We start from the raw sequence: 22,687 nt of genomic DNA on the forward strand, positions 1-22,687 counted from the left end.
CCGATGATGACCCGCCTGTTTGCGTTCGTGACCTGGGGCGCCGTGGGGGCGAGTGCGGTGTTCTGGGCGCTGCGCCTGGGCGTCGAGGCGCCGCGCGCGCCGTCGTTCACGACGCCGGTGGGCCCCGCCGCGGCGATGCGCGGCGACTGGTCGCGCGTGCTCGGCGCGCCGCCGCAGGCCGGGGCGACCGAAGACGGCGACGCCGACGGGGCGGTCGAGCCGGCGGCGGCGTCGCGCTTTCGCCTGCTCGGCGTCGTTGCGCCGAAGACGCCGTCCGACCGCGGCGGCGTCGCGCTGATCGCCGTCGACGACAAGCCCGCGCGCGCGTTTCGCGTCGGCGCCGTCGTCGATGGGCAGACCGTGCTGCTGGCCGTGCACCGGCGCGGCGCGTCGCTCGGGCCGCGCGACGGCACCGCGACGGTCGAACTCGAACTGCCGGCCCTGCCGCCGCCCGCCACCGGCGCGCTGCCGCCGGCACGCGCCGGCGCGATGCCGCCGCCGGCGCCGATGCCCGGGATGCTGCCGCGTGCGCCAGCCGTCGCTGCGCCCGCGCCGGCGCCGCCAGCGGGCGACGAACCGCCGAGCAACGACTGAACCACCGGCGCGGACCGGCCGATTGACGGCCGCGGCGCTCAGCGCACCGAGTCGCCGGCGGGGGCGGGGGTGCCGGCCAGCGCCGCATCGAGCGCGGCCGGGCGCGACGGGCCGGGCTCGTCGCCTTCGGCGACGTCGGTCAGCAGCGCGGCGGCCGACTTGACCAGCGGCCACGCGAGCGTCGCGCCGGTGCCGTCGATGCTGTCCATGCCCAGCTCGAGCAGCGCGCTCGCGTGGAACACGCCCAGCGCGTGGTCGAGGTTCTGGCGGCCGTGGCTGCGGCAGAACACGCAGTAGTCGGTGACCGGCGCCGCGATGCGCTGCGCGACGCGCAGCGCCGCGCAGGCAGCCATGCCGTCGACGAGCAGCAGCTGGCGCTTGGCGGCCACCGCGAGCATCAGGCCGACGAGCATCGCGATCTCGAAGCCCCCGAACGCGGCCAGCACCTCGACCGGCTCGGCGACGCCGCGGTGGCGCCCCTGCGCACTCTGCGCGACGAGCAGCAGCTGCGCCAGCGTGGCCTCCGTCATCGTCGGGCCGGCCCACAGCAGGTGGCGCAGCGGCACCTGCGACAGGCGCGCGAGCACCAGCGCGGCGCTGACGTCGGCGCCCACGCCGAGGCCGGCGCACAGCGCGACGTTGCCCGGCATCGCCTCGGCGATCTCCATGCCGGCGCGGATCGCCGCGTGCGCCTGCTCGAGGCTCATCGCCGCGTGCACGCGCGCGTTGCGCGTGCCGTGCGCGATCTTGCGCACCAGCAGCAGCTCGTGCGCCGGCAGCGGGTCGGCGACGCCGGCGTCGACGACCGTCAGCGCGATGCCCTGCTGGCGCGCGAACACCGTCAGCGGCGAGCGCGCGTGCAGCACCTGCAGCACCTGGTCGCGCGTGCTGCGCCCGGCCTCGGCGATGCCGTCGACGGCCAAGCCGTGGTCGCTCGCGAACAGCAGCACCTGCGGGTCGCGCAGCCGCGGCTTGAGCGTGTTCTGGATCAGCCCGAGTCGCACCGCCAGCGGCTCGAGCTCGCCGAAGCTGCCGCACGTCAGGCTGCGCTTGTGCAGCTTGTCGAGCAGCGCGCGTTCGAGCAGCGGGTTCGACGTCGGTGCGACGAGCGAGCGCGAGGCGGACATGGCCCCAGTGTATGCGCGCCCCCGCGCGCCGCGTCAGCGCAGGAACAGGCGGTACACCGGGTTGTCGGTCTCGTCGACGTAGGGGTAGCCCAGCGTGTCGAGGAACTGCCGCAGCGCGCGGCGGTCGCCGCGCGGCACCTGGATGCCGACCAGGATGCGGCCGTAGTCGGCGCCCTGGTTGCGGTAGTGGAACAGGCTGATGTTCCAGCCCGGGTGCATCGCGGCGAGGAACTTCATCAGCGCGCCGGGCCGCTCGGGGAACACGAAGCGGAACAGCCGCTCGTCGCGCGCGAGCTCGGAGCGGCCGCCGACCATGTGGCGCACGTGCAGCTTGGCCAGCTCGTCGTCGGTGAGGTTGACGGTCGGGAAGCCGTGGCGCTCGAAGTTCGCCGCGATGCGCGCCGCCTCGCCGCGCTGGTGCGTCGCGACGCCGACGAACACGTGCGCGACCTTCGCGTCGCTGATGCGGTAGTTGAACTCGGTCACGTTGCGCGGGCCCACCAGCGCGCAGAAGCGCTTGAACGAGCCGCGCTCCTCGGGGATCGTCACCGCGAACAGCGCCTCGCGCTGCTCGCCGACCTCGGCGCGCTCGGCGACGAAGCGCAGGCGGTCGAAGTTCATGTTCGCGCCGCAGGTGATCGCCACCAGCGTCTGGTCCCGCGCGCCGGTGGCCTCGACGTACTGCTTGATCGCCGCCACGCCCAGCGCCCCGGCCGGCTCCATGATGCTGCGCGTGTCCTCGAACACGTCCTTGATCGCGGCGCACACCGCGTCGGTGTCGACGACGACGTAGTCGTCGACGAGTGCGCGCGCGAGGCGGAACGTCTCCTCGCCGACCATCTTGACCGCGGTGCCGTCGGAGAACAGCCCGACGTCGTGCAGCGCGACGCGCTTGCCGGCGCGCACCGAGCGCAGCATCGCGTCGGAGTCGCGCATCTGCACGCCGATCACGCGCACCTCGGGGCGCACGGCCTTGATGTACGACGCGACGCCGGCCACGAGCCCGCCGCCGCCGATGGCGACGAACACGGCGTCGATCGGCCCCGGGTGCTGGCGCAGGATCTCCATGCCGATCGTCCCCTGGCCGGCGATCACGTCGGGGTCGTCGAACGGGTGCACGAAGGTCAGGCCGCGCTCGCGCTCGATCTCGAGCGCGCGCGCATAGGCGTCGGAGTAGCTGTCGCCGTGCAGCACGACGTGGCCGCCGAGCGCGCGCACCGCGTCGATCTTGAGCTGCGGTGTCGTCACCGGCATCACGATCTCGGCGCGGCAGCCCAGCCGCTTGGCCGCGAGCGCGACGCCCTGCGCGTGGTTGCCGGCCGACGCGCAGATCACGCCGCGCGCGAGCTGCTCGGGCGCCAGGTGCGCCATCTTGTTGTACGCGCCGCGCAGCTTGAAGCTGAACACCGGCTGCTGGTCCTCGCGCTTGAGCAGCACCGTGTTGTGCAGCCGCTTCGACAGCGAGCGCGCCGGCTCGAGCGGCGACTCGATCGCGACGTCGTAGACCTTGGCCGTCAGGATGCGGCGCAGGTAGTCGGGGGCGACTTTGGGCGTGCGGCGCGGTGCGCGCGGCGCGCGGTCGGCTCGGGGGCGGGCACCAGCCATGGCGTGGGCGAATCGGTGGGGGCGGCGATGATAGCCGCCGCCTCGGCGCGAAAAAAAAGAGCCCGGGGCTCGCGCCCCGGGCCCGAACCACCATTGAAGGAGGTGGAGGAGACAACCGGTGGTCGGCGTCGCGCAGCCTGCGAGGCTTGATCGCTCGTCCAAACCTTGGCGGCAGTCTAGCGCGAGCGATGTTGCGCTGCAATATGCCCACGGCGCCATCGCTGGAGTGACCACTCCAGACGGCCGTCGCCGCAGTGCACAATGCCACGCTTTCGTAACACCGGCACCGTCGTGGTGCAGGAGCGCACGCATGGAATGCACGGTCCAGTGGCTCGCCGACAGCGGCATGGCCTTCGTCGCCGAGACGGGCAGCGGCCACCTGCTCGCGATGGACGGCGCCCCCGATGGCGGCGGGCGCAACCTCGCGCCGCGGCCGATGGAGACGCTGCTCGCCGGCGCCGGCGGCTGCACGGCCTACGACGTCGTGCTGATCCTCAAGCGCGGCCGCCACGACGTGCGCGGCTGCCAGGTGAAGATGAGCGCCGAGCGCGCCGCCGCCGACCCCAAGGTGTTCACGCGCATCGCGCTGCACTTCATCGTGCGCGGCAAGGGGCTGCCCGCAGCGGCCGTCGAGCGCGCGATCGCTCTGTCGCACGAGAAGTACTGCTCGGCCACCGCAATGCTGGCCAAGACGGCCGAGATCGTGACCAGTTTCGAGATCGTCGAGGCGGCCTGAAGCCCGCGCGCGCGGCGCCGCGCGTCAGACGCGGTGCGCCGTGACCGTCATCACCTTGGCCGCGGCGCGCATCAGCAGCCGCACCGGCAGCGGCAGCTCGGCGCCGCCGGCGGCCAGCGCGTCGGCGGCGTGGCGCGCCTCGTCGACCATCATCTGCTCGACGATCGCGCGCGATGCCGTGTCGCGCGCGGGCAGGCGCTGCAGGTGCCCGGCCAAGTGCTGCTCGACCTGACGCTCGGTCTCGACGACGAAGCCCAGGCTCACGCGGTCGCCGAAGCGCCCGGCCAGCAGGCCGATGCCGAACGCACCGGCGTACCACAGCGGGTTGAGCCGGCTCGCGTGGTCGCCGAGCTCGTCGAGGCGCTGCTGCGTCCACGCGAGGTGGTCGGTCTCTTCGCGCGCGGCGCGTCGCATCTGCGCGCGCAGCGCGGGCGAGCGCGCGGTCAGTGCCTGCGCCTGGTACAGCGCCTGCGCGCAGACCTCGCCGACGTGGTTCACGCGCATCAGCGCGCCGGCGAGTTCGCGCTCGTCGGCGTCGAGTTCGGGCGCCGGCGCGCCTGCCGCGGGCGCCGGGCGCGACGCGTGCACGCGGCCGAACAGCGTGCGCAGCCCGTTGTCGGCGGCCACCAGCAAGGCGTCGGCGAAGCTCATGGGCCCGAGCATAGCCGATCGCCGCGGCGTGACAGGGTTCACAACCGAGAGGAGCGAGCGCATGCTCACATGTAAGCGCGTTGTATCACTGCAACAAAGTCGGGTGGCTTCACGGTTCCCCGCTAGCGCGCGGGCGAACCCCTCTGGTGCAATACGCCTCGACTTCCCGTTGCGGAGGTTACGCAGATCGACCCCGCCGCGCAGGCGGGCATCGTTCCCCGAACCGGGACTTCCCCCGTTCAACCCTGGAGATAGGTAATGAAGAAATCCCTGATTGCCCTGGCCGCGGCCCTGGTCGCGGGCGGCGCGTTCGCGCAGTCGTCGGTCACGCTGTACGGCGTCATCGATGCCGGCTACGGCTACAAGTCGTGGTCGGACGACACCCTCGGCGACACCAAGTCGCAGGGCATCCAAGACGGCGGCGCGGCGGGCAACCGTTTCGGCTTCCGCGGTGTCGAGGACCTGGGCGGTGGCCTGAAGGCCAGCTTCGTGATCGAGCAGGGCCTGAGCGTCACGAGCCAGCAGCTGACGAACCAGCGCACGTCCAACTCGGGCCACCAGATGGACGGCCTGGCGCAGACCGGCATCGGTGAAGGCGGCCGCAGCTCGACCAGCCTGAACCGCCAGTCGTACGTCGCGCTGAGCGGTGGTTTCGGTGAAGTGCGCCTCGGCTACCAGTACACCAACCTCTACGAGCTGTCGACGCTGTCGGGCTACCAGGTGGGCTCGGAAGGCCAGCACGGTGCCGACCAGTCGCACGTCTGGGGTCAGCAGTTCGCCGGCGGCACGCGCGCCAACGGCATCACCTACATCTCGCCGACCATCGCCGGCGGCCTGACGCTGCGCCTGCAGTACGGTGCGGGCCCGAACCTGAACAAGTTCGAGTCCGACAACAACGGTTCGCGCGATGAAGTGCGCATCGGCGCGATGGCCCAGTACCGCTCGGGTCCGCTGAGCGTGGCGGTGGCCTACACGCAGTACACGACCGAGCAGGTCGGTGTCCCCGGCGGTCTGTTCACGACGAGCTCGGCGGACAACACTGCCAAGCTGACGCAGCTCGGCGCGAGCTACGACTTCGGCGTCGCGCGCGTCGCGGGCACGTACAACATGGGCAACAGCGGCGACGTGCTGGACCTCGACTTCAGCGCGTGGCAGATTGGTGTGCGCGTGCCGTTCGGTGCCGCTGCTGTCATCGCCCAGTACGGCCAGGGCAAGACCGAGAACGGCACCGACATCAACGACTTCAAGCAGTGGCAAGTCGGCTTCACGTACGACTTGAGCAAGCGTACGCAGGCCTATGCCTACTACGGCGAGACGAAGGACGACGGCGCCGGCCTCGGTACCTCGATCTACGCCTGGGACAAGAAGACGGGCCTGATCGCCGGTATCCGCCACTCGTTCTGACCCTTCGGCTGACTGCGGTCAGCCCGGGTTGTGACGACGAAGCCCGTCGTGCCCCGCACGGCGGGCTTTTTTGTTCCTGCCCCCGGACCCGGCGGCGGCGCAGGCCCTGGTGAGAATCGCGCTCGGCTCCGATGAGCGATCGCAAGCCGTCGTCGACCACGAATCGATACGCCGGGACGAAGACACCCACACGTTTCCCGCCAACCCTCGGTGCGGTGCGAGTCCGAACGCGGTTCGAGTGCGCACTGACGCTGTGCCAGCGCGGCTGGCTGGACGTGCCGCACCTCCCGCCGCACGATCCGGCGATCCCGTGGTTGGTGAAGGCCAGCGCCGGCGTCGTGCGCCGCGCGGATCATCGCCTCGACATGCCGCCCGTGAAGGCTCCCTGAGGTCCGAAGGCTGTCCCGCCGCTGCGCGCTTGCGGGCGCGCTACAGTCCGCCCCCGATGCTCGCGTTCATCCTCCGCCGCCTGGTGCAGGCCATCGTCGTGATGCTGACGGTGGCTTTCATCGCGTTCATGCTGTTCCAGTACGTCGGCGACCCGGTGACCAACCTGCTCGGCCAGGACGCGACGCCCGAGCAGCGCGAGCGGCTGCGCGCCGATCTCGGGCTGGACCAGCCGTTTCCGGCGCAGTTCGCGCGCTTCGTCGGCAACGCGATGCAGGGCGAGTTCGGCCTGAGCCTGCGCCAGGGGCGCAAGGTGTCGGCGCTGATCGCAGAGCGCTTCCCGGCGACGATCGAGCTCGCCTTCGCCGCCGCGGTGCTCGCGCTCGCGGTCGGCGTGCCGCTGGGTGTGTACGCGGCGCTGCGGCGCGGCAGCTTCGGTGCGCAGGTGGCGATGGCGGCGTCGCTGCTCGGCGTGTCGCTGCCGACCTTCCTGATCGGCATCCTGCTGATCCTCGTGTTCGCCGTCGAGCTCAAGGTGCTGCCGAGCTTCGGCCGCGGCGAGGTGGTGGCGATCGGTGCGTGGACCACCGGGCTGCTGACGCCCACCGGCTGGAAGCACCTGATCCTGCCGGCGGTCACGCTGGCGATCTTCCAGCTCGCGCTGATCATGCGGCTGGTGCGCGCCGAGATGCTCGAGGTGCTGCGCACCGACTACATCAAGTTCGCGCGCGCCCGCGGGCTGCCCGACCGCACGGTGCACTTCGGCCACGCGCTGAAGAACACGCTGGTGCCGGTGATCACGATCACCGGGCTGCAGCTGGGCTCGCTGATCGCGTTCGCGATCATCACCGAGACGGTGTTCCAGTGGCCCGGCATGGGGCTGCTGTTCATCCAGGCCGTGCAGTTCGCCGACATCCCGGTGATGGCCGCGTACCTGTGCCTGATCGCGCTGATCTTCGTCGTCATCAACCTCGTCGTCGACCTGCTGTATTTCGCCGTCGATCCGCGGCTGCGGATCGAGACATCCGCTGCCGCGCACTGACGGCACTTCGTCCAAGGAGATCTGCATGAAGCTCAAGACCACCCTCGTCGCCGCCGCGCTCGCGCTGGCGTTCGGCACCGCGTCGGCGGCCACGCTGCGCGTGGCCAACCAGGGCGACGCGACGTCGATGGACCCGCACTCGCTCAACGAGTCGCTGCAGTTGAGCGTGACCGCCAACGTCTACGAGCCGCTGGTCGGCCGCGACGAGAAGCTCGCGCTCAAGCCCGCGCTGGCCACCGCGTGGCGGCAGACCTCGCCCACGGTGTGGCGCTTCGAGCTGCGCAAGGGGGTCACGTTCCACGATGGCACGCCGTTCACCGCCGACGACGTCGTGTTCTCGTTCAGGCGCGCTGCCGGCGAGGGCTCCGACATGAAGAGCTACACCGCGTCGATCAAGGAGGTGCGCAAGGTCGACGCGCACACCGTCGAGATCGAGACGACGGCGCCGTTCCCGATCCTGCCCGACGTGATCTCGCTCGTGTACATCATGAGCAAGAAGTGGTGCGAGGACAACAAGGCCGAGCTGCCGGTCGATCGCCGCAAGGGCGTCGAGAACGCGGCGAGCTTCCGCGCCAACGGCACCGGCCCGTTCCGCCTGCGCGAGCGCCAGCCGACGACGCGCACGACGTTCCAGCGCAACCCGAACTACTGGGGCAAGATCGAAGGCAACGTCACCGAGGTGATCTTCACGCCGATCGGCAACGACGCGACGCGCGTCGCGGCGCTGCTGTCGGGCGAGATCGACCTGATGGAGCCGGTGCCGCTGCAGGACGTGCCGCGCATCGCCGCCAACCCGAACCTGAAGGTGATGCAGGGCCCCGAGCTGCGCACGATCTTCCTCGGCATGGACCAGAAGCGCGACGAGCTGCTGCAGTCCAGCGTCAAGGGCAAGAACCCGTTCAAGGACAAGCGGGTGCGCCAGGCCTTCTACCAGGCGATCGACATCGAGACGATCAAGAGCCGCGTGATGCGCGGCGCGGCCACGCCCACGGGTCTGATGGTCGCGCCGGGCATCAAGGGCTTCGTGCCCGAGCTCAACAAGCGCCTGCCCTACGACCCCGACGCGGCGCGCAAGCTGCTCGCCGAGGCCGGCTACCCGAACGGCTTCGAGGTCGGCATGAACTGCCCGAACGACCGCTACGTCAACGACGGCGAGATCTGCCAGGCGGTGGCGGCCAACCTCGCGCGCATCGGCGTCAAGGTCAACCTGCAGGCCGAGAGCAAGGCGACGTACTTCCCGAAGATCCTGCGCCGTGACACGAGCTTCTACCTGCTGGGCTGGACGCCGGGCACCTACGACTCGCACAACCCGCTCAACGCGCTGATGCACACGCCCAACGACAAGGGCCAGGGCCAGTTCAATCTGGGCTCGTACAGCAATCCGCGCGTCGACGAGCTGACCAACCTGATCCAGAGCGAGACCGACCAGGCCAAGCGCAACGCGATGATCGCCGAGGCGTTCAAGATCCACCAGGACGACATCGGCCACATCCCGCTGCACCAGCAGGCGCTGGCGTGGGGCATGAAGAAGAACGTCGAGGTCGTGCAGCTGCCCGACAACTTCATGCCGTTCCGCTACATCCACGTGAAGTGAGTCTTGCGCGCCCGCCCGTCGCCGCGTGCGGCGGGCGGCCCGCTCGTGTGAAGTCCCGCTCCCATGCAAGCCGCGCTGCGCCGCTTCTTCGACGGCGACGTCTGGTACAGCTTCCGCACCTCGCCGGTGGCGATCGCCGCCGCGGCGATCGCGTTCGTCTGCGTGTTTTGCGCGCTGTTCGCCGAGGTCGTCGCACCGCACAACCCGTTCGACCTCGCGTCGCTCGAGCTCGCCGACTCGCGGCTGCCGCCGGCGTGGATGGACGAGGGCCGCGCCAAGTACCTGCTCGGCACCGACGACCAGGGGCGCGACATCCTGTCGGCGCTGATGTACGGCGCGCGCATCTCGCTGCTCGTCGGGCTCGCGTCGGTCGTGCTGTCGGTCGTGATCGGTGTGTCGCTCGGGCTGCTGTCGGGCTTCGTCGGCGGCAAGACCGACGCTTTCATCATGCGCGTGTGCGACGTGATGCTGTCGTTCCCGGCGATCCTGATCGCGCTGCTGATCGACGGCGTCGGCCGCGCGATGTTCCCCGACGCGCACGAGACGCTGGCCTTCGCGGTGCTGATCCTCGCGATCTCGCTGTCGGGCTGGGTGCAGTACGCGCGCACCGTGCGCGGCTCGACGCTGGTCGAGCGGCACAAGGAGTACGTGCAGGCCGCCCGCGTGATCGGCGTGGCGCCCGCGCGCATCATGCTCAGGCACGTGCTGCCCAACGTGATGGGCCCGGTGCTGGTGCTGGCGACGATCCAGGTCGCCTCGGCGATCATCATCGAGGCCACGCTGTCGTTCCTCGGCGTCGGCGTGCCGCCGACGCAGCCGTCGCTGGGCACGCTGATCCGCGTCGGCAACGACTTCCTGTTCTCGGGCGAGTGGTGGATCACCGTCTTCCCGGGCGCCGTGCTGGTGCTGATCGCGCTGTCGGTCAACCTGCTCGGCGACTGGCTGCGCGACGCGCTGAACCCCCGGCTGCGGTGAACGTGGTGGCGGCCTTCCTTCGTTCGGTGTCGCTCCGGCGGGCCGCGGCGCCCGCGCGGCGGTGTGGCGGGTGCCGATGAAGCCGCCGCTGCTCGAGGTGCGCCACCTGCGCGTCGAGTTCCCGACGCGCCGCGGCACGCTGCTCGCGCTCGACGACATCTCGTTCACGATCGCGCCGGGCGAGATCCTCGGCGTCGTCGGCGAGTCGGGGGCGGGCAAGAGCCTGACCGGCGCCGCGATCATCGGCCTGCTCGAGCCGCCGGGGCGCATCGCCGGCGGCGAGATCCGCCTCGAGGGGCAGCGCATCGACGACCTGCCGCACGAGCAGATGCGCGCGATCCGCGGGCGCAGGATCGGCGCCATCTTCCAGGACCCGCTGACGTCGCTGAACCCGCTGTACACGGTGGGCCGCCAGCTCGTCGAGACGATCCGCACGCACCTGCCGGTGTCGGCGGCCGAGGCGCGGCAGCGCGCGATCCGGCTGCTGCAGGAGACCGGCATCCCGGCCGCCGAGCAGCGCATCGACCACTACCCGCACCAGTTCTCGGGCGGCATGCGCCAGCGCGTCGTCATCGCGCTCGCGCTCGCGGCCGAGCCGCGGCTGATCGTCGCCGACGAGCCGACGACGGCGCTCGACGTGTCGATCCAGGCGCAGATCATCGCGCTGCTCAAGCGCCTGTGCCGCGAGCACGGCGCGGCGGTGATGCTGGTCACGCACGACATGGGCGTGATCGCCGAGACCTGCGACCGTGTCGCGGTGATGTACGCCGGGCGCATCGTCGAGATCGGCCCGGTGCACGACGTGATCCACCGCCCGAACCACCCGTACACCGAGGGCCTGATGGGCTCGATCCCGGCGATGGACGACGAGCGCGAGCGGCTCGCGCAGATCGACGGCGCGATGCCGCGGCTGAACGCGATCCCCGCGGGCTGCGCGTTCAACCCGCGCTGCCCGAAGGCGTTCGAGCGCTGCCGCCGCGAGCGCCCCGAGCTGATGCCGGCCGGCGCGACGCGCGCGGCGTGCTGGCTGCACGTGCCGGGAGCAGGGGCGTGAGCGCCGTGGCCCAAGACACCCGCACGCTCGTCGAGGTGCGCGACCTGGCCAAGGTGTTCGACGTCTCGGCTCCTTGGCTCAACCGCGTCGTCGAGCGCAAGCCGCGCCAGTTCGTGCACGCCGTCGACGGCGTGAGCTTCGCGATCGCGCGCGGCCGCACGCTGGCGCTGGTGGGCGAGTCGGGCTGCGGCAAGAGCACCGTCGCGCGGCTGCTGGTGGGGCTGTATGCGCCCACGCGCGGCAGCGTGCACTTTGACGGCGCCGACACCGCGTCGCTCGACGGCGCGGCGCTGCGTGCGCTGCGCCGGCGCATGCAGATGATCTTCCAGGACCCGTACGCGAGCCTGAACCCGCGCTGGAAGGTGCTCGACATCGTCGCCGAGCCGCTGCGCGAGCACGCGCTCGTGCGCGGGGACGCGGCGGTGCGCGAGCGCGTCGTCGATCTGCTGCAGTCGGTCGGGCTGGCCGCGGCCGACTGCGAGAAGTTCCCGCACCAGTTCTCGGGCGGGCAGCGCCAGCGCGTCTCGATCGCGCGCGCGCTGGCCACCGGACCCGAGTTCCTCGTCTGCGACGAGCCGACCTCGGCACTCGACGTGTCGGTGCAGGCGCAGGTCCTCAACATCATGAAGGACCTGCAGCGCGAGCGGCAGCTGACCTACCTGTTCATCTCGCACAACCTGGCGGTCGTGCGTCACGTGGCCGACGAGGTCGGCGTGATGTACCTCGGGCGGCTCGTCGAGCTGGCACCCAAGCGCGAGCTGTTCGCCGCGCCGCGCCACCCGTACACGCGCATGCTGCTCGACGCGATCCCCGACATCCACATGACGGGCCGCGCGCGCACGCCGGTGCAAGGCGAGGTGCCCAACCCGCTGAACCCGCCCGGCGGCTGCGCCTTCCACCCGCGCTGTCCGCACGCCGACGCGCGCTGCCGCCGCGAGCGCCCGGCGCTGACGACGTTCAAGGGCGTGCAGGTGGCTTGCCACGCCGTCGAGGAAGGGCGGATCTGACGCCGGGCTTCGGCCTGCGCCGGCTGGCCGTCGCGGGGCCCAGCCCGTCAGGGTTTGACGGGGGGGGAGCGACCCGTGGCGGTCGCTCCCATCGGGTGGGCTGCGCAGGTGGGCGCGCGGCGCGCGGCGCGGGCATGCGTTCTGCGGCCCACCTCGCGCGGCAGCGTCGGCGCACTGCGCGCCGTCGTGCCGTCCGTCCCGTGACTGCCCTGCCACGCTGGGCGGCGGGCGCGAATGGGGCCTGCGCCCGCACACCCGCGCCGCGCGCCGTCCCAACGATGGCGCACTGCGCGCGCGTGCAGGCTGACCACAGTGGAGCGCAGGGCGATGGGGGTACCTGCGGGCGCAGGCCCCATTCGCGCCCGCGCCAGCCCGAGCACGGCACGGTCGGGGGTCGACCGTGCCGACCATCGCATGCCGCGACCTGTCCGCGCGAGGTGGGCCGGAGAACGCAGGTGCCGCCGTCGCCCTGCCGCCACGACCTGTGCAGGCCGGCCGCACGGGCAAAGGACCGCAACCTGCCGCGTTATCGGCCGGCAGCTCGATGCGATCGTGAGCCAGGCCGAATCAGTCGGGCAGCAGGTGCTCGCCGGCGAACAGCGCACGCACCGTCTCGCGCTCGCGCACGACGAAGGCGCGGTCGCCGTCGATCATCACCTCGGCGGCGCGCGGGCGGCTGTTGTAGTTGCTCGCCATCGCCATGCCGTAGGCGCCGGCCGACAGCACGGCGAGCACGTCGCCGGCCTCGACCGCGAGCGCGCGGTCGCGGCCAAGCCAGTCGCCCGACTCGCACACCGGGCCGACGACGTCCCAGGTCCGCGGCGCGGCGTCGCGCTCGACGCAGGGCACGATCGCCATCCAGGCCTCGTACATCGCCGGGCGCACGAGGTCGTTCATCGCCGCGTCGACGATGCAGAAGTTCTTGTGCGCGCCGGGCTTGAGGTACTGCACCTCGGTCAGCAGCACGCCGGCGTTGCCGACCAGCGAGCGGCCCGGCTCGAGCAGCAGCTCGCGCTGCGCGTGGCCGCGCGCGTCCAGCCGCGCGAGCAGCGCGCGCACCAGCGCGTCGGGTGTGGGCGGGCTCTCGTCGGTGTAGGTGATGCCCAGGCCGCCGCCGAGATCGAGGTGGTGCAGCGCGATGCCCTCGGCCTCGACGGCCTCGACCAGGTCGAGCACGCGGTCGAGCGCATCGAGATACGGGGCGACCTCGGTGATCTGCGAGCCGATGTGGCAGTCGATGCCGACCACCTGCAGGCCCGCCCGTGCGGCCGCGTCGCGGTACGCGGCCAGTGCCTCGTCGTGCGCGATGCCGAACTTGTTGTCGCGCAGCCCGGTCGAGATGTACGGGTGCGTCTTCGCGTCGACGTCGGGGTTCACGCGCAGGCTCACCGGCGCGCGCACGCCGTGCGCGCGCGCGACCTCGTCGAGGCGCTCGAGCTCGGGGCGGCTCTCGACGTTAAAGCAGCGCACGCCCGCCTCGAGCGCGCGTGCCATCTCGGCGCGTGTCTTGCCGACGCCCGAGAACACGACCTGGCCCGCGTCGCCGCCGGCGGCCAGCACGCGCTCGAGCTCGCCCACCGAGACGATGTCGAACCCGCAGCCTGCGCGCGCCAGCGTGTGCAGCACGGCCAGGTTCGAGTTGGCCTTCATCGCGTAGCACAGCAGGTGCGCGCGGCCCGCGAGGGCACGGCGGTAGGCCTCGGCGGCGGCGACGATCGCGCGCTTCGCATAGACGTACAGCGGCGTGCCGTGGGTGCGCGCCAGCGCGTCGAGCTCGACGCCGTCGAGCCACAGCGAACGGCCGCGGCGGTGCAGCCAGGGCGCGCCGGGCAGCGTCATCGTGCGGGGGCCGAGGCGGCCTTGTCGGGCGGGGGCAGGTACAGGTCGCCCTTCTGGCCGCAGCCGGAGAGCGCCGCGGCGGCGGCGATCAGCGCGATCAGCGCCGTCGGCCGCAGGGGCATCGGCGCCGCCGATACACTGCGCCGACGGGTTTCGTTCATCGCGCGGATTCTATCGACCATGGCTTCCGTCCCTGCCGCCACGCCGCTGACCGACAGCGAGTACGACCGACTGAGTGCCGCGGTGCTGGCCACCGTCGAGACGGCGGCCGACCGCTGGCTGCAGGACGACGTGATCGACGTCGACACGCAGCGCACCGGCGGCCTGCTCGAGCTCGTGTTCCCGGGCGGGCGCAAGATCGTGATCAACACGCAGCCGCCGCTGCACGAGATCTGGCTCGCCGCGCGCCAGGGCTACCACTTCCACCACGCCGGCGGCGCGTGGATCGACCGCGAGGGGCGCGAGTTCTTCGCGGTGCTGTCGGACTGCGCGAGCGAGTACGCGGGCCGGCCGCTGCGCGTCGTGCCCTGACGGCCGCTCCTCGCCGGCCGGCTCAGCGCCGGAACAGGTCGAGGATGCCACGCCGCTCGTCTTCTGTGGGTGTCGGCGGCAGCGCGTCTTCGAGTCCGATGGCACGGATGCCGGCGCCGTCGGCGTACTCGGCATAGGCCCAGTCGCCGCCGCTTTGCACGACGCCCTCGGGTGGCGTGGGCTCCTGCACCGGCACGCCCTTGAGGGCGTAGGCCATGTAGTCGATCCAGATCGGCAGCGCCAGTCCGCCGCCGGTTTCGCGGTCGCCGAGCTTGCGCGGCGTGTCGTAGCCGACCCAGGCCACGGCGACGAGGTTGGCCTGCCAGCCGGCGAACCAGGCATCCATCGAGTCGTTCGTCGTGCCCGTCTTGCCGTACAGGTCGGGGCGCTTGAGCGTGGCTTGTGCGCGCGCGGCGGTGCCGCTGCGCGTGACTTCCTGCAGCAGGCTCGTCATCACGAACGCGTTGCGCTCGTCGATCACGCGCGTGCTCGGGTCGAGCACGGGTGGTTCGGCCTCGAACAGCACGCGTCCGCGCGAGTCGGTGATGCGCTCGATCAGCGTCGGCGGCACGCGGTAGCCGCCGTTGGCGAACACGGCGTAGGCGGTGGCCATCTGCAGCGGCGTCACGCTGCCGGCGCCCAGCGCCATCGTCAGGTACGGCGGGTGCTTGTCACGGTCGAAGCCGAAGCGCACGATCCAGTCCTGCGCCGTCTGCGGCCCGATCGCCTGCAGCAGCCGGATCGAGACCATGTTCTTCGACTTCGCGAGCGCCGTGCGCAGCGACATCGGGCCCTCGAACTTGCCGTCGTAGTTCTTCGGCTCCCACGGCTGACTGCCGGTGGCGGTGGCGTCGAAGAACAGCGGTGCATCGTTGACGACGGTGGTGGGGGTCACGCCGTACTCGAGCGCGGCCGAGTAGATGAACGGCTTGAAGCTCGATCCCGGCTGGCGCCAGCCCTGCGTGACGCGGTTGAACGCGCTCTTGCGGAAGTCGAAGCCGCCGACCATCGCGCGCACGTGCCCCGTCTTCGGCTCGAGCGCGACGAACGCGGCTTCGACCTCGGGCATCTGCGTCAGCGTCCACGTGCCGTTGGCGAGCTTGGTGGCACGCACGACGGCGCCGCGGCGGATCTGCTTGTTCGGCGGCGCCTTGGCCGACAGACCCGATTCGACCGGCTTGAGCCCCGCACCGGTGACGGTGATCGTCTCGCCCGACTGCAGCGCCGCGACGACGCGCTGCGGCGACGCCTCGAGCACGACGACGGCGCGCAGCTCGTCGTTGTCCGGGTGGTCGGCCAGTGCCTCGGCGATGCGCAGGTCGAGCGCAGCCGGGTCGGTGGGCAGGTCGACGTAGGCCTCGGGCCCGCGGAAGTGCTGGCGGCGCTCGAACGCCATCAGCCCGTCGCGCAGCGCGCGGAACGCCGCGTTCTGGTCGCCGGTGTCGATCGTCAGCGTCACGTTGAGGCCGCGCGTGTAGGCCTCCTCGCCGTACTGGGCGAACACGAGCTGGCGCGCCGTCTCGGCCGCGTGCTCGGCGTGCACGCGCACCTCCGACGGGCGGCGGTAGCGCAGTTCCTGTGCCCGCGCCCTGGCGTGCTCGGCCTCGTCGATGAAACCGACCTCGAGCATGCGGTCGAGGATGTAGCGCTGGCGCTGCAGCGCGCGCTGCGGGTTGACGAAGGGGTTGTACGCCGACGGCGCCTTCGGCAGGCCGGCGAGCAGCGCCGCCTCGGCAGTGGTCAGCTCGGCCAGCGGCTTGCCGAAATAGGTCTGCGCCGCGGCGGCGAAGCCGTAGGCGCGCTGGCCGAGGAAGATCTGGTTCATGTAGACCTCGAGGATCTGGTCCTTCGAGAGCTGCGTCTCGATCTTCAGGGCCAGCAGGATCTCGTAGATCTTGCGCGTGAACGTCTTCTCCGACGACAGGTAGAAGTTGCGCGCGACTTGCATCGTGATCGTCGAGCCGCCCTGGCTCTTGGCCTCGCCGACGTTGGCCAGGCCGGCGCGCACGATGCCCAGGATGTCGACGCCCTCGTGCTCGTAGAAGCGCGCGTCCTCGACGGCGAGCACCGCGTGGCGCATCACGAGGGGGATCTGCGCGATCGGCGTGAAGGTGCGCCGCTCCTCGCCGAATTCGGCCAGCAGCATGCCGTCCGAGGAGAACACGCGCAGCGGCAGCTTGGGGCGGTAGTCCGTCAGGCTGTCGATCGGCGGCAGGTTCGGGTACGCGAACGCCAGCGCGATCGCCACCAGCGCACCGGCCGACAGCACCGCCGCGACGGCGCCGCCGACGGCCCACGCCAGGGCCTTGAGCAGCCAGGACTTCGAAACGGCGATGTTGGGCACGAAACGAGACGTAAGGGGCGGGCGGGCGCAGCCGGCGGTGTGCCGTCCGGGCCGTCACCGCCGCGCGTGGCGCCGAGGCGCCATCACGGTGCCGCAACGGACCGCCGATTATAGGAATCGGGGCCAGGAAACCCGCGGCCGCGTGAAGTGTGCCGCGAACGCCGCCGTGCCGCCAAGGCCGCGATGGCCGATGCTGTCACACGCACGCAGCGCGGCCGGCAGGCGTCGGCGGGGTGCAACGAGATGGGCGCCAGGTGCCCGTCTTTTCCCCCTTCGCACACGGGCTTTGCTGCTAGCATGGAAGTAACTTATTAAGACAGTTGGCCCAGCGACGGTGGCTCCAGGGGCCGCGCTTCGGTGCCGATAACGGGTCTGCGGCGGCTCGCCGCGTGGTCCATCGTTGGGAGAGTCGGTCGTGAGCTTTGTCGATGCGCTGCTCGGGCGCAAGCACCCGGCGATGTTCGGGCTGGACATCAGCTCGTCGAGCGCGAAGCTCGTCGAGCTCAATCGCGGCCCCGATGGCGAGTACGTGCTCGAGCGATTCGCGTCGGAGCCGTTCGAGAAGGGCTGGATCGTCGACGGTCAGATCGAGAAGTTCGACGAGGTCGCCGAGGCCGTCAAGCGCGTCGTCAGCAAGAGCGGCACGAAGACGCGCCAGGCCGTGCTCGCGATGCCGCAGTCGGCCGTCATCACGAAGAAAATCATCCTGCCGGCAGGCCTGCGCGAGGAAGAGCTCGAGCTGCAGGTCGAGTCCGAGGCCAACCAGTACATCCCGTTCTCGCTCGACGAGGTCAGCCTCGACTTCTGCGTCATCGGGCCGAGCACGACCTCGGTCGGCGACGTCGAGGTGCTGATCGCCGCGTCGCGCAAGGACAAGGTCCAGGACCGCCAGGGGCTCGCCGAGGCCGCGGGCCTGAAGCCGGTCATCCTCGACATCGAGTCGCATGCATCACGGCTGGCGATGAGCCGGCTCGTCGCGCAGCTGCCCGGCGGCGGCAAGGACGCGCTGGTCGCGCTGTTCGAGATCGGTGCCGACACGACGAGCCTGAAGGTGCTGCGCGACGACGAGCTGCTGTACGACCGCGACCAGGCGTTCGGCGGATCGCAGCTGACGCACCTGATTTCGCGCCAGTACGGCCTGTCGTTCGAGGAGGCCGAGGCCAAGAAGCTCTCGGGCGACCTGCCGGACGACTACGAGTCGACCGTGCTCGTGCCCTTCGTCGACACGCTGTCGCAGGAGATCGGGCGCGCGCTGCAGTACTTCTTCACCAGCACGCCGCACCACAAGGTGCACTACATCATGCTCGGCGGCGGCACGGCGACGCTGCCGGGGCTCAAGGAGCGTGTGACCGATCTGACCGGCTTCGCGGCGCAGGTCGTCAACCCCTTCGAGCACATGAAGCTCGGCTCGGCGGTGCGCGAGAGCCGCGTGCGTCGCGAGGCGCCGTCGTACCTGACTGCCTGCGGTCTGGCGATGCGGAGGTTCGTGCAGTGATCCTGATCAACCTGCTTCCCCACCGGGAAGAGAAGCGCCGTCGGCGCCAGCAGGCGTTCTACGCCGGTCTCGTCGTCTCCGCCATCGCGGGCCTGGCCATCGCCGGCACGTGGTGGGTGCTGCTGCAGCAGCTGACGTCGGTGCAGCAGGACCGCAATGCGTTCCTGACCAGCGAGATCCGCAAGCTCGAGGCCCAGATCAAGGACATCGCGAACCTGCGCGCCGAGATCGAGGCGCTGAAGGCGCGGCAGAAGGCGGTCGAGGACCTGCAGACCAACCGCAATGTGCCGGTGCACCTGCTCAACGAGATCGCCAAGCAGACGCCCGAGGGTGTCTACCTGACGGCGATCCGCCAGAGCGACAACGTCGTGACGATCACCGGCGTGGCGCAGACCAACGAGCGCGTCTCGGAGTTCCTGCGCAACACGCAGTACAACTCGCCGTGGCTCGAGCGTCCGGAGCTCGTCGAGATCAAGATCGCCGGCACGCAGTCGTCCAATGCCCGCGAGGCTGCGCGCGATCAGCAGCGCCGCCTGTACGACTTCTCGCTGCGCGTGTCGCTCAAGCAGGTGCAGCCGCCGGCCGAGGCCCCTGCCGCGGCCCCCGCGCGCGTCGCGCAAAAGCCCTGAGGACGGCCCACCATGGTGACCAAGGCGAACAAGCCCGGCCTCGACCTCGGGCGCGCGTTCCAAGAGGCGGCGGCGCAGTTCCGCGGCCTGGACATGAACAAACCCGGGCAGTGGCCGCCGCTGCCCAAGATCACTGCCTACGCCGTCGTCGCGGTGCTGGTCGTCGTCGCCGGCTGGTTCCTGGTGATCTCCGACGCCACCGACACGCTGCAGGCCGAGCGTGACCGCGAGCCGGCACTCAAGCAGGACTACCGCAGCAAGCTGACGCAGGCGGTCAACCTCGAGGAACTGCGCAAGCAGAAGCTGCAGGTCGAGGAGTACGTGACGCAGCTCGAGAAACAGCTGCCCGGCAAGGCCGAGATGGATGCGCTGCTGTCGGACATCAACCAGGCCGGGCTTGGCCGCGGGTTGCAGTTCGAGCTGTTCCGCCCGGGCCAGGTCGCGGTCAAGGAGTACTACGCCGAACTGCCGATCTCGATCAAGGTCAGCGGCCGCTACCACGACATCGGCGCCTTCACCGCCGACGTGGCGAACCTGTCGCGCATCGTCACGCTGCACAACCTGGTGCTGACGGCGCCGTCGGGCCGCGACGCGCAGGCCGGCAGCGGCCTGCTGGCGATGGAAGCCACGGCGCGCACCTACCGCTACCTCGACGCGGCCGAAGTCGCCGAGCAGCGCAAGGCCGCCGCCGAGGCCGCCAAGAAGAAGTCCGGAGCGACGAAATGAAGATGGCGCACCGACATTGCCTGTGGCTCGCGCTGGCCGGCATGCTCGGCGCGCTGGCCGGCTGCAGCGGCGAGCAGGAAGAGCTGAGCCAGTGGATGGCGCAGCAGCGCCGCGAGGTGAAGCCGAACGTGACCCCGCTGCAGCCGCCGAAGAAGTTCGAGCCCGAGCCTTACTCGGGCCTCGACGTCGTCGAGCCGTTCAGCAGTCAGAAGCTGACGGTGGCGCTGCGCCAGGAGGCGCGCCAGCCGAGCTCGGTGCTGGCGGCCGAGCTGAACCGGCGCAAGGAGCCGCTCGAGGACTTCCCACTCGACAGCATGACGATGGTCGGCAGCGTCAGCAAGGGCGGTCGCCCGCACGCGCTGCTCAAGGTCAACAACCTGCTGTACCAGGTCGGCGTGGGCGACTACATCGGCCAGAACTTCGGCCGCATCACGGCGATCAGCGAGACCGAGATCAGGCTGCGCGAGATCGTGCAGGACGCCGCCGGCGAGTGGATCGAGCGTCCGATGGCACTGCAACTGCAGGAGGGGCGCCGCTGAACACGGCGCACGGAGTGACAACCATGCTGGAGAACCGCATGTCGATCAATTGGCGAGCCTGGGGCGCGGCGATCGCGCTGGTGGCCGGGACCCCGCTGGGCGCGTGGGCGCAGAGCCTGATCCAGTCGATCAGCAGCAGCCAGCAGGCCGGCGCCGACGTCGTGCGCATCGAGCTGAGCGAGCCGCTGGCGGCGGTGCCCGCGGGCTTCGCGATCCAAGCGCCGCCGCGCATCGCGATCGACCTGCCCGGCGTGCGCAGCGCGATGGGACGCCCCAGCGTCGAGATCAACCAGGGCAACCTGCGCTCGGTCCACATCGCGCAGGGCGAAGACCGCACGCGACTGGTGCTCAACCTGCGCCAGGCGGCCAACTACCGCGCCCAGCTCGACGGCAAGGCGCTGCTGCTCGTCGTCGACAGCGGCGCGCCGTCGCCCACCGTCGCCGCCACCGGCACCGCACCGGCTGCCCCGTCGTTCGCGCCGGCGCAGAACACCGAAGTGCAGGCGATCGGCGACATCGACTTCCGCCGCGGCGCCGACGGCGCCGGCCGTGTCATCGTCGAGCTGCCGAGCACGCAGGTCGGCGTCGACATCCGTCAGCAGGGCCAGAACCTGGTCGTCGAGTTCCCGCGCACGACGGTGCCCGACCGCCTGCGCCGCCGCCTCGACGTGACCGACTTCGGCACGCCGGTCAACCTGATCACGACGACGCAGGACGGCGACCGCGTGCGCATGGTCGTGCAGCCGCGCGGCGCGTGGGAGCACAGCGCCTACCAGAGCGACCGCCAGTTCGTGCTCGAAGTGCGGCCGATGGCGATCGACCCGAACAAGCTGGTGCAGGGCCCCGGCTACACCGGCGAGAAGCTGAGCCTGAACTTCCAGAACATCGAAGTGCGCGCGCTGCTGCAGGTCATCGCCGACTTCACCAACTTCAACGTCGTCACCAGCGACACCGTCACCGGCAACGTCACGCTGCGGCTGAAGGACGTGCCGTGGGACCAGGCGCTCGACATCATCCTGCAGGCCAAGGGCCTGGGGCTGCGCAAGTCGGGCAATGTGATCTGGATCGCGCCGAAGGAAGAGCTGCTGGCCAAAGAGCAGGTCGAGCTCGAGGCGCGGCGCAAGGTCGCCGACCTGGAGCCGGTGCGCACGCAGTCGTTCCAGCTCAACTACACCAAGGCCGAGGAGGTCGCCAAGGGGTTGACGGGGCAGTCGATGGGGGGCAGCGCCAGCGGCAGCGCGGCCAACAACCCGGCGCGCATCCTCAGTCCGCGCGGCAGTGTGATCTTCGAGACGCGCACGAACCAGCTGTTCGTCACCGACATCCCGAGCAAGCTCGAGGAGATCCAGGCGCTGATCGCCAAGATCGACATCCCGGTGCGCCAGGTGCAGATCGAGGCGCGCATCGTCGAGGCCGAGGACTCGTTCGGCCGCTCGCTCGGCGTCAAGCTCGGCTTCAGCGACCTCACCGGCCTGAAGGGCGGCATCCCGGGCGCCAACCTCGGTGGCGGCAACTACATCATGCCCGGCGGCAACTACAGCGCGATCGGCTACCAGACGCTGCAAAGCCCGCAGGTGCCGTTCAACAACACGCAGTTCGTCAACCTGCCTGCGCCCAATCTGGGCACCGCGGCGCCCGCGACGTTCGCGCTGTCGCTGTTCAGTGCGTCGATGAACCGCTTCCTGAACCTCGAGCTGTCGGCGCTCGAAGCCGACGGCAAGGGCAAGATCGTCTCGAGCCCGCGCGTGATCACGGCCGACCAGGTCAAGGCCGAGATCGAGCAGGGCGAGGAGATTCCGTACCAGAACGCGACCAGCTCGGGCGCGACGGCCGTGGAGTTCAAGAAGGCGAGCCTGCGCCTTGAGGTGACGCCGCAGATCACGCCCGAGGGCAACGTGATCCTCGACGTCAACGTCAGCAAGGACAGCCGCGGCGCGCTGACCAACGCCGGGCCTGCGATCAACACCAAGCGTGTGCGCACGCAGGTGCTGGTCGAGAACGGCGGCACTGTCGTGATCGGTGGCATCTTCACGCAGGAAGACCGCACCGACGTCAACAAGGTGCCGGTGCTGGGCGACGTGCCGGTGCTGGGCAACCTGTTCAAGAACACGGCACGCACGACGAAGAAGACCGAGCTGCTGGTGTTCCTGACGCCGAAGGTGGTCACGGAGCGCACTGCGGCGCGCTGACGCCGCGCTGTTCGACCGCAGCCCCTCAGCGTGACGGCGCCCTTTCCAGGGCGCCGTCCTGCTTTGCACTCACGCCAACGCCGACATCCTGCGCATGAGGCTGCGCCCGGCTCGACGGTCAGCGACATGCACGCGGCAAGCTGCCGCTGCCGGCGTGTCCGCCGCATGCGTGGCCGGTACGGTGCATCCGCGTCACGCCCACGCCAGTTCGGTATCGGA

General features: G+C 70.8%; 21 protein-coding genes. 15 read left to right on the forward strand and 6 right to left on the reverse strand.

All coding sequences use genetic code 11. The annotated features are described in order from the left end of the window. Positions 1–6 precede the first annotated feature (6 nt). Complete coding sequence (locus tag MOJ79_RS01115; RefSeq protein WP_241922483.1) at positions 7–594, forward strand: hypothetical protein; 588 nt, start codon at positions 7–9, stop codon at positions 592–594. 38 nt (positions 595–632) lie between these two features. On the opposite strand, the gene MOJ79_RS01120 is transcribed toward MOJ79_RS01115, so the two are convergent. Together MOJ79_RS01120 and ilvA are read right to left on the reverse strand one after the other, a co-directional pair. After that, positions 633–1,721, reverse strand: coding sequence for a nicotinate-nucleotide--dimethylbenzimidazole phosphoribosyltransferase (locus MOJ79_RS01120; protein ID WP_241922484.1), 1,089 nt, complete (start codon positions 1,719–1,721; stop codon positions 633–635). A gap of 33 nt (positions 1,722–1,754) precedes the next feature. Beyond that, positions 1,755–3,326 (reverse strand): threonine ammonia-lyase, biosynthetic, encoded by a 1,572-nt coding sequence (gene ilvA, locus MOJ79_RS01125; RefSeq protein ID WP_241922485.1) that lies wholly within the window; start codon positions 3,324–3,326, stop codon positions 1,755–1,757. Between the two features lie 310 nt (positions 3,327–3,636). Between ilvA and MOJ79_RS01130 the strand changes: the two genes are divergently transcribed. Then, complete coding sequence (locus MOJ79_RS01130) at positions 3,637–4,062, forward strand: OsmC family protein (RefSeq protein WP_241922486.1); 426 nt, start codon at positions 3,637–3,639, stop codon at positions 4,060–4,062. Positions 4,063–4,086: 24 nt separating this feature from the next. Here the strand turns inward: MOJ79_RS01130 and coq7 are convergent, their stop codons facing one another. Beyond that, positions 4,087–4,725 (reverse strand): 2-polyprenyl-3-methyl-6-methoxy-1,4-benzoquinone monooxygenase, encoded by a 639-nt coding sequence (gene coq7, locus MOJ79_RS01135; protein ID WP_442863081.1) that lies wholly within the window; start codon positions 4,723–4,725, stop codon positions 4,087–4,089. A 246-nt stretch (positions 4,726–4,971) separates the two neighbouring features. On the opposite strand from coq7, the gene MOJ79_RS01140 reads away from it, so the two are divergent. From MOJ79_RS01140 to MOJ79_RS01170, 7 genes are all read left to right on the forward strand, one after another. Beyond that, complete coding sequence (locus tag MOJ79_RS01140) at positions 4,972–6,117, forward strand: porin (RefSeq protein WP_241922488.1); 1,146 nt, start codon at positions 4,972–4,974, stop codon at positions 6,115–6,117. 131 nt (positions 6,118–6,248) lie between these two features. Next, complete coding sequence (locus MOJ79_RS01145) at positions 6,249–6,506, forward strand: hypothetical protein (RefSeq protein WP_241922489.1); 258 nt, start codon at positions 6,249–6,251, stop codon at positions 6,504–6,506. Positions 6,507–6,562: 56 nt separating this feature from the next. Continuing rightward, complete coding sequence (locus MOJ79_RS01150) at positions 6,563–7,546, forward strand: ABC transporter permease (protein WP_241922490.1); 984 nt, start codon at positions 6,563–6,565, stop codon at positions 7,544–7,546. Positions 7,547–7,571: 25 nt separating this feature from the next. Continuing rightward, positions 7,572–9,140, forward strand: coding sequence for an ABC transporter substrate-binding protein (locus MOJ79_RS01155; RefSeq protein ID WP_241922491.1), 1,569 nt, complete (start codon positions 7,572–7,574; stop codon positions 9,138–9,140). A 63-nt stretch (positions 9,141–9,203) separates the two neighbouring features. Continuing rightward, positions 9,204–10,115 (forward strand): ABC transporter permease, encoded by a 912-nt coding sequence (locus tag MOJ79_RS01160; protein WP_241922492.1) that lies wholly within the window; start codon positions 9,204–9,206, stop codon positions 10,113–10,115. A 76-nt stretch (positions 10,116–10,191) separates the two neighbouring features. Beyond that, a complete protein-coding gene (locus MOJ79_RS01165; protein ID WP_241922493.1) occupies positions 10,192–11,169 on the forward strand; it encodes an ABC transporter ATP-binding protein in 978 nt (325 codons plus the stop codon). After that, positions 11,166–12,176 (forward strand): ABC transporter ATP-binding protein, encoded by a 1,011-nt coding sequence (locus MOJ79_RS01170; RefSeq protein ID WP_241922494.1) that lies wholly within the window; start codon positions 11,166–11,168, stop codon positions 12,174–12,176. Before MOJ79_RS01165 ends, MOJ79_RS01170 begins: the two co-directional genes overlap by 4 nt. A gap of 567 nt (positions 12,177–12,743) precedes the next feature. On the opposite strand, the gene lysA is transcribed toward MOJ79_RS01170, so the two are convergent. Both lysA and lptM read right to left on the reverse strand, forming a co-directional pair. Further along, positions 12,744–14,015 carry a diaminopimelate decarboxylase gene (gene lysA / locus MOJ79_RS01175; RefSeq protein ID WP_241922495.1) on the reverse strand — a complete coding sequence of 424 codons (1,272 nt, stop codon included), beginning with the start codon at positions 14,013–14,015 and terminating at the stop codon, positions 12,744–12,746. Continuing rightward, entirely contained in the window at positions 14,012–14,176 is a 165-nt protein-coding gene (gene lptM, locus MOJ79_RS19140) for an LPS translocon maturation chaperone LptM (RefSeq protein WP_442863082.1), read from the reverse strand. The genes lysA and lptM overlap by 4 nt, the downstream gene beginning before the upstream one ends. Before the next feature lie 19 nt (positions 14,177–14,195). Here lptM and cyaY point away from each other — a divergent pair, with 19 nt between their 5' ends. Continuing rightward, positions 14,196–14,546 carry an iron donor protein CyaY gene (cyaY, locus tag MOJ79_RS01185; RefSeq protein WP_241922496.1) on the forward strand — a complete coding sequence of 117 codons (351 nt, stop codon included), beginning with the start codon at positions 14,196–14,198 and terminating at the stop codon, positions 14,544–14,546. A gap of 22 nt (positions 14,547–14,568) precedes the next feature. Here the strand turns inward: cyaY and MOJ79_RS01190 are convergent, their stop codons facing one another. Then, complete coding sequence (locus tag MOJ79_RS01190; RefSeq protein ID WP_442863083.1) at positions 14,569–16,890, reverse strand: penicillin-binding protein 1A; 2,322 nt, start codon at positions 16,888–16,890, stop codon at positions 14,569–14,571. A gap of 415 nt (positions 16,891–17,305) precedes the next feature. On the opposite strand from MOJ79_RS01190, the gene MOJ79_RS01195 reads away from it, so the two are divergent. Genes MOJ79_RS01195 through pilQ form a run of 5 tightly spaced genes read left to right on the forward strand, consistent with a single transcriptional unit; the run spans position 17,306 to position 22,468 of the window. Continuing rightward, positions 17,306–18,385 (forward strand): type IV pilus assembly protein PilM, encoded by a 1,080-nt coding sequence (locus MOJ79_RS01195; RefSeq protein ID WP_241922497.1) that lies wholly within the window; start codon positions 17,306–17,308, stop codon positions 18,383–18,385. Beyond that, positions 18,382–19,014 carry a PilN domain-containing protein gene (locus MOJ79_RS01200; RefSeq protein WP_241922498.1) on the forward strand — a complete coding sequence of 211 codons (633 nt, stop codon included), beginning with the start codon at positions 18,382–18,384 and terminating at the stop codon, positions 19,012–19,014. Before MOJ79_RS01195 ends, MOJ79_RS01200 begins: the two co-directional genes overlap by 4 nt. Before the next feature lie 12 nt (positions 19,015–19,026). After that, positions 19,027–19,740, forward strand: coding sequence for a type 4a pilus biogenesis protein PilO (locus MOJ79_RS01205; protein WP_241922499.1), 714 nt, complete (start codon positions 19,027–19,029; stop codon positions 19,738–19,740). Between the two features lie 2 nt (positions 19,741–19,742). Further along, entirely contained in the window at positions 19,743–20,279 is a 537-nt protein-coding gene (locus tag MOJ79_RS01210; protein ID WP_442863085.1) for a pilus assembly protein PilP, read from the forward strand. A 38-nt stretch (positions 20,280–20,317) separates the two neighbouring features. After that, positions 20,318–22,468, forward strand: a complete 2,151-nt coding sequence (pilQ, locus tag MOJ79_RS01215) for a type IV pilus secretin PilQ (protein WP_241922501.1) — start codon at positions 20,318–20,320, stop codon at positions 22,466–22,468. The last annotated feature ends 219 nt before the right edge of the window (positions 22,469–22,687 follow it).

This window comes from Calidifontimicrobium sp. SYSU G02091, from assembly GCF_022631395.1.
Taxonomy (GTDB): domain Bacteria; phylum Pseudomonadota; class Gammaproteobacteria; order Burkholderiales; family Burkholderiaceae_C; genus Calidifontimicrobium; species Calidifontimicrobium sediminis.

Excerpts from the sequence above, each read along its gene's own strand:
- MOJ79_RS01115 (WP_241922483.1), top strand. The coding sequence starts at position 7 with ATGACCCGCCTGTTTGCGTTCGTGACCTGGGGCGCCGTGGGGGCGAGT.
- MOJ79_RS01120 (WP_241922484.1), bottom strand. The coding sequence starts at position 1,721 with ATGTCCGCCTCGCGCTCGCTCGTCGCACCGACGTCGAACCCGCTGCTC.
- ilvA (WP_241922485.1), bottom strand. The coding sequence starts at position 3,326 with ATGGCTGGTGCCCGCCCCCGAGCCGACCGCGCGCCGCGCGCACCGCGC.
- MOJ79_RS01130 (WP_241922486.1), top strand. The coding sequence starts at position 3,637 with ATGGAATGCACGGTCCAGTGGCTCGCCGACAGCGGCATGGCCTTCGTC.
- coq7 (WP_442863081.1), bottom strand. The coding sequence starts at position 4,725 with ATGCTCGGGCCCATGAGCTTCGCCGACGCCTTGCTGGTGGCCGCCGAC.
- MOJ79_RS01140 (WP_241922488.1), top strand. The coding sequence starts at position 4,972 with ATGAAGAAATCCCTGATTGCCCTGGCCGCGGCCCTGGTCGCGGGCGGC.
- MOJ79_RS01145 (WP_241922489.1), top strand. The coding sequence starts at position 6,249 with ATGAGCGATCGCAAGCCGTCGTCGACCACGAATCGATACGCCGGGACG.
- MOJ79_RS01150 (WP_241922490.1), top strand. The coding sequence starts at position 6,563 with ATGCTCGCGTTCATCCTCCGCCGCCTGGTGCAGGCCATCGTCGTGATG.
- MOJ79_RS01155 (WP_241922491.1), top strand. The coding sequence starts at position 7,572 with ATGAAGCTCAAGACCACCCTCGTCGCCGCCGCGCTCGCGCTGGCGTTC.
- MOJ79_RS01160 (WP_241922492.1), top strand. The coding sequence starts at position 9,204 with ATGCAAGCCGCGCTGCGCCGCTTCTTCGACGGCGACGTCTGGTACAGC.
- MOJ79_RS01165 (WP_241922493.1), top strand. The coding sequence starts at position 10,192 with ATGAAGCCGCCGCTGCTCGAGGTGCGCCACCTGCGCGTCGAGTTCCCG.
- lysA (WP_241922495.1), bottom strand. The coding sequence starts at position 14,015 with ATGACGCTGCCCGGCGCGCCCTGGCTGCACCGCCGCGGCCGTTCGCTG.
- lptM (WP_442863082.1), bottom strand. The coding sequence starts at position 14,176 with ATGAACGAAACCCGTCGGCGCAGTGTATCGGCGGCGCCGATGCCCCTG.
- cyaY (WP_241922496.1), top strand. The coding sequence starts at position 14,196 with ATGGCTTCCGTCCCTGCCGCCACGCCGCTGACCGACAGCGAGTACGAC.
- MOJ79_RS01205 (WP_241922499.1), top strand. The coding sequence starts at position 19,027 with ATGGTGACCAAGGCGAACAAGCCCGGCCTCGACCTCGGGCGCGCGTTC.
- MOJ79_RS01210 (WP_442863085.1), top strand. The coding sequence starts at position 19,743 with ATGGCGCACCGACATTGCCTGTGGCTCGCGCTGGCCGGCATGCTCGGC.
- pilQ (WP_241922501.1), top strand. The coding sequence starts at position 20,318 with ATGTCGATCAATTGGCGAGCCTGGGGCGCGGCGATCGCGCTGGTGGCC.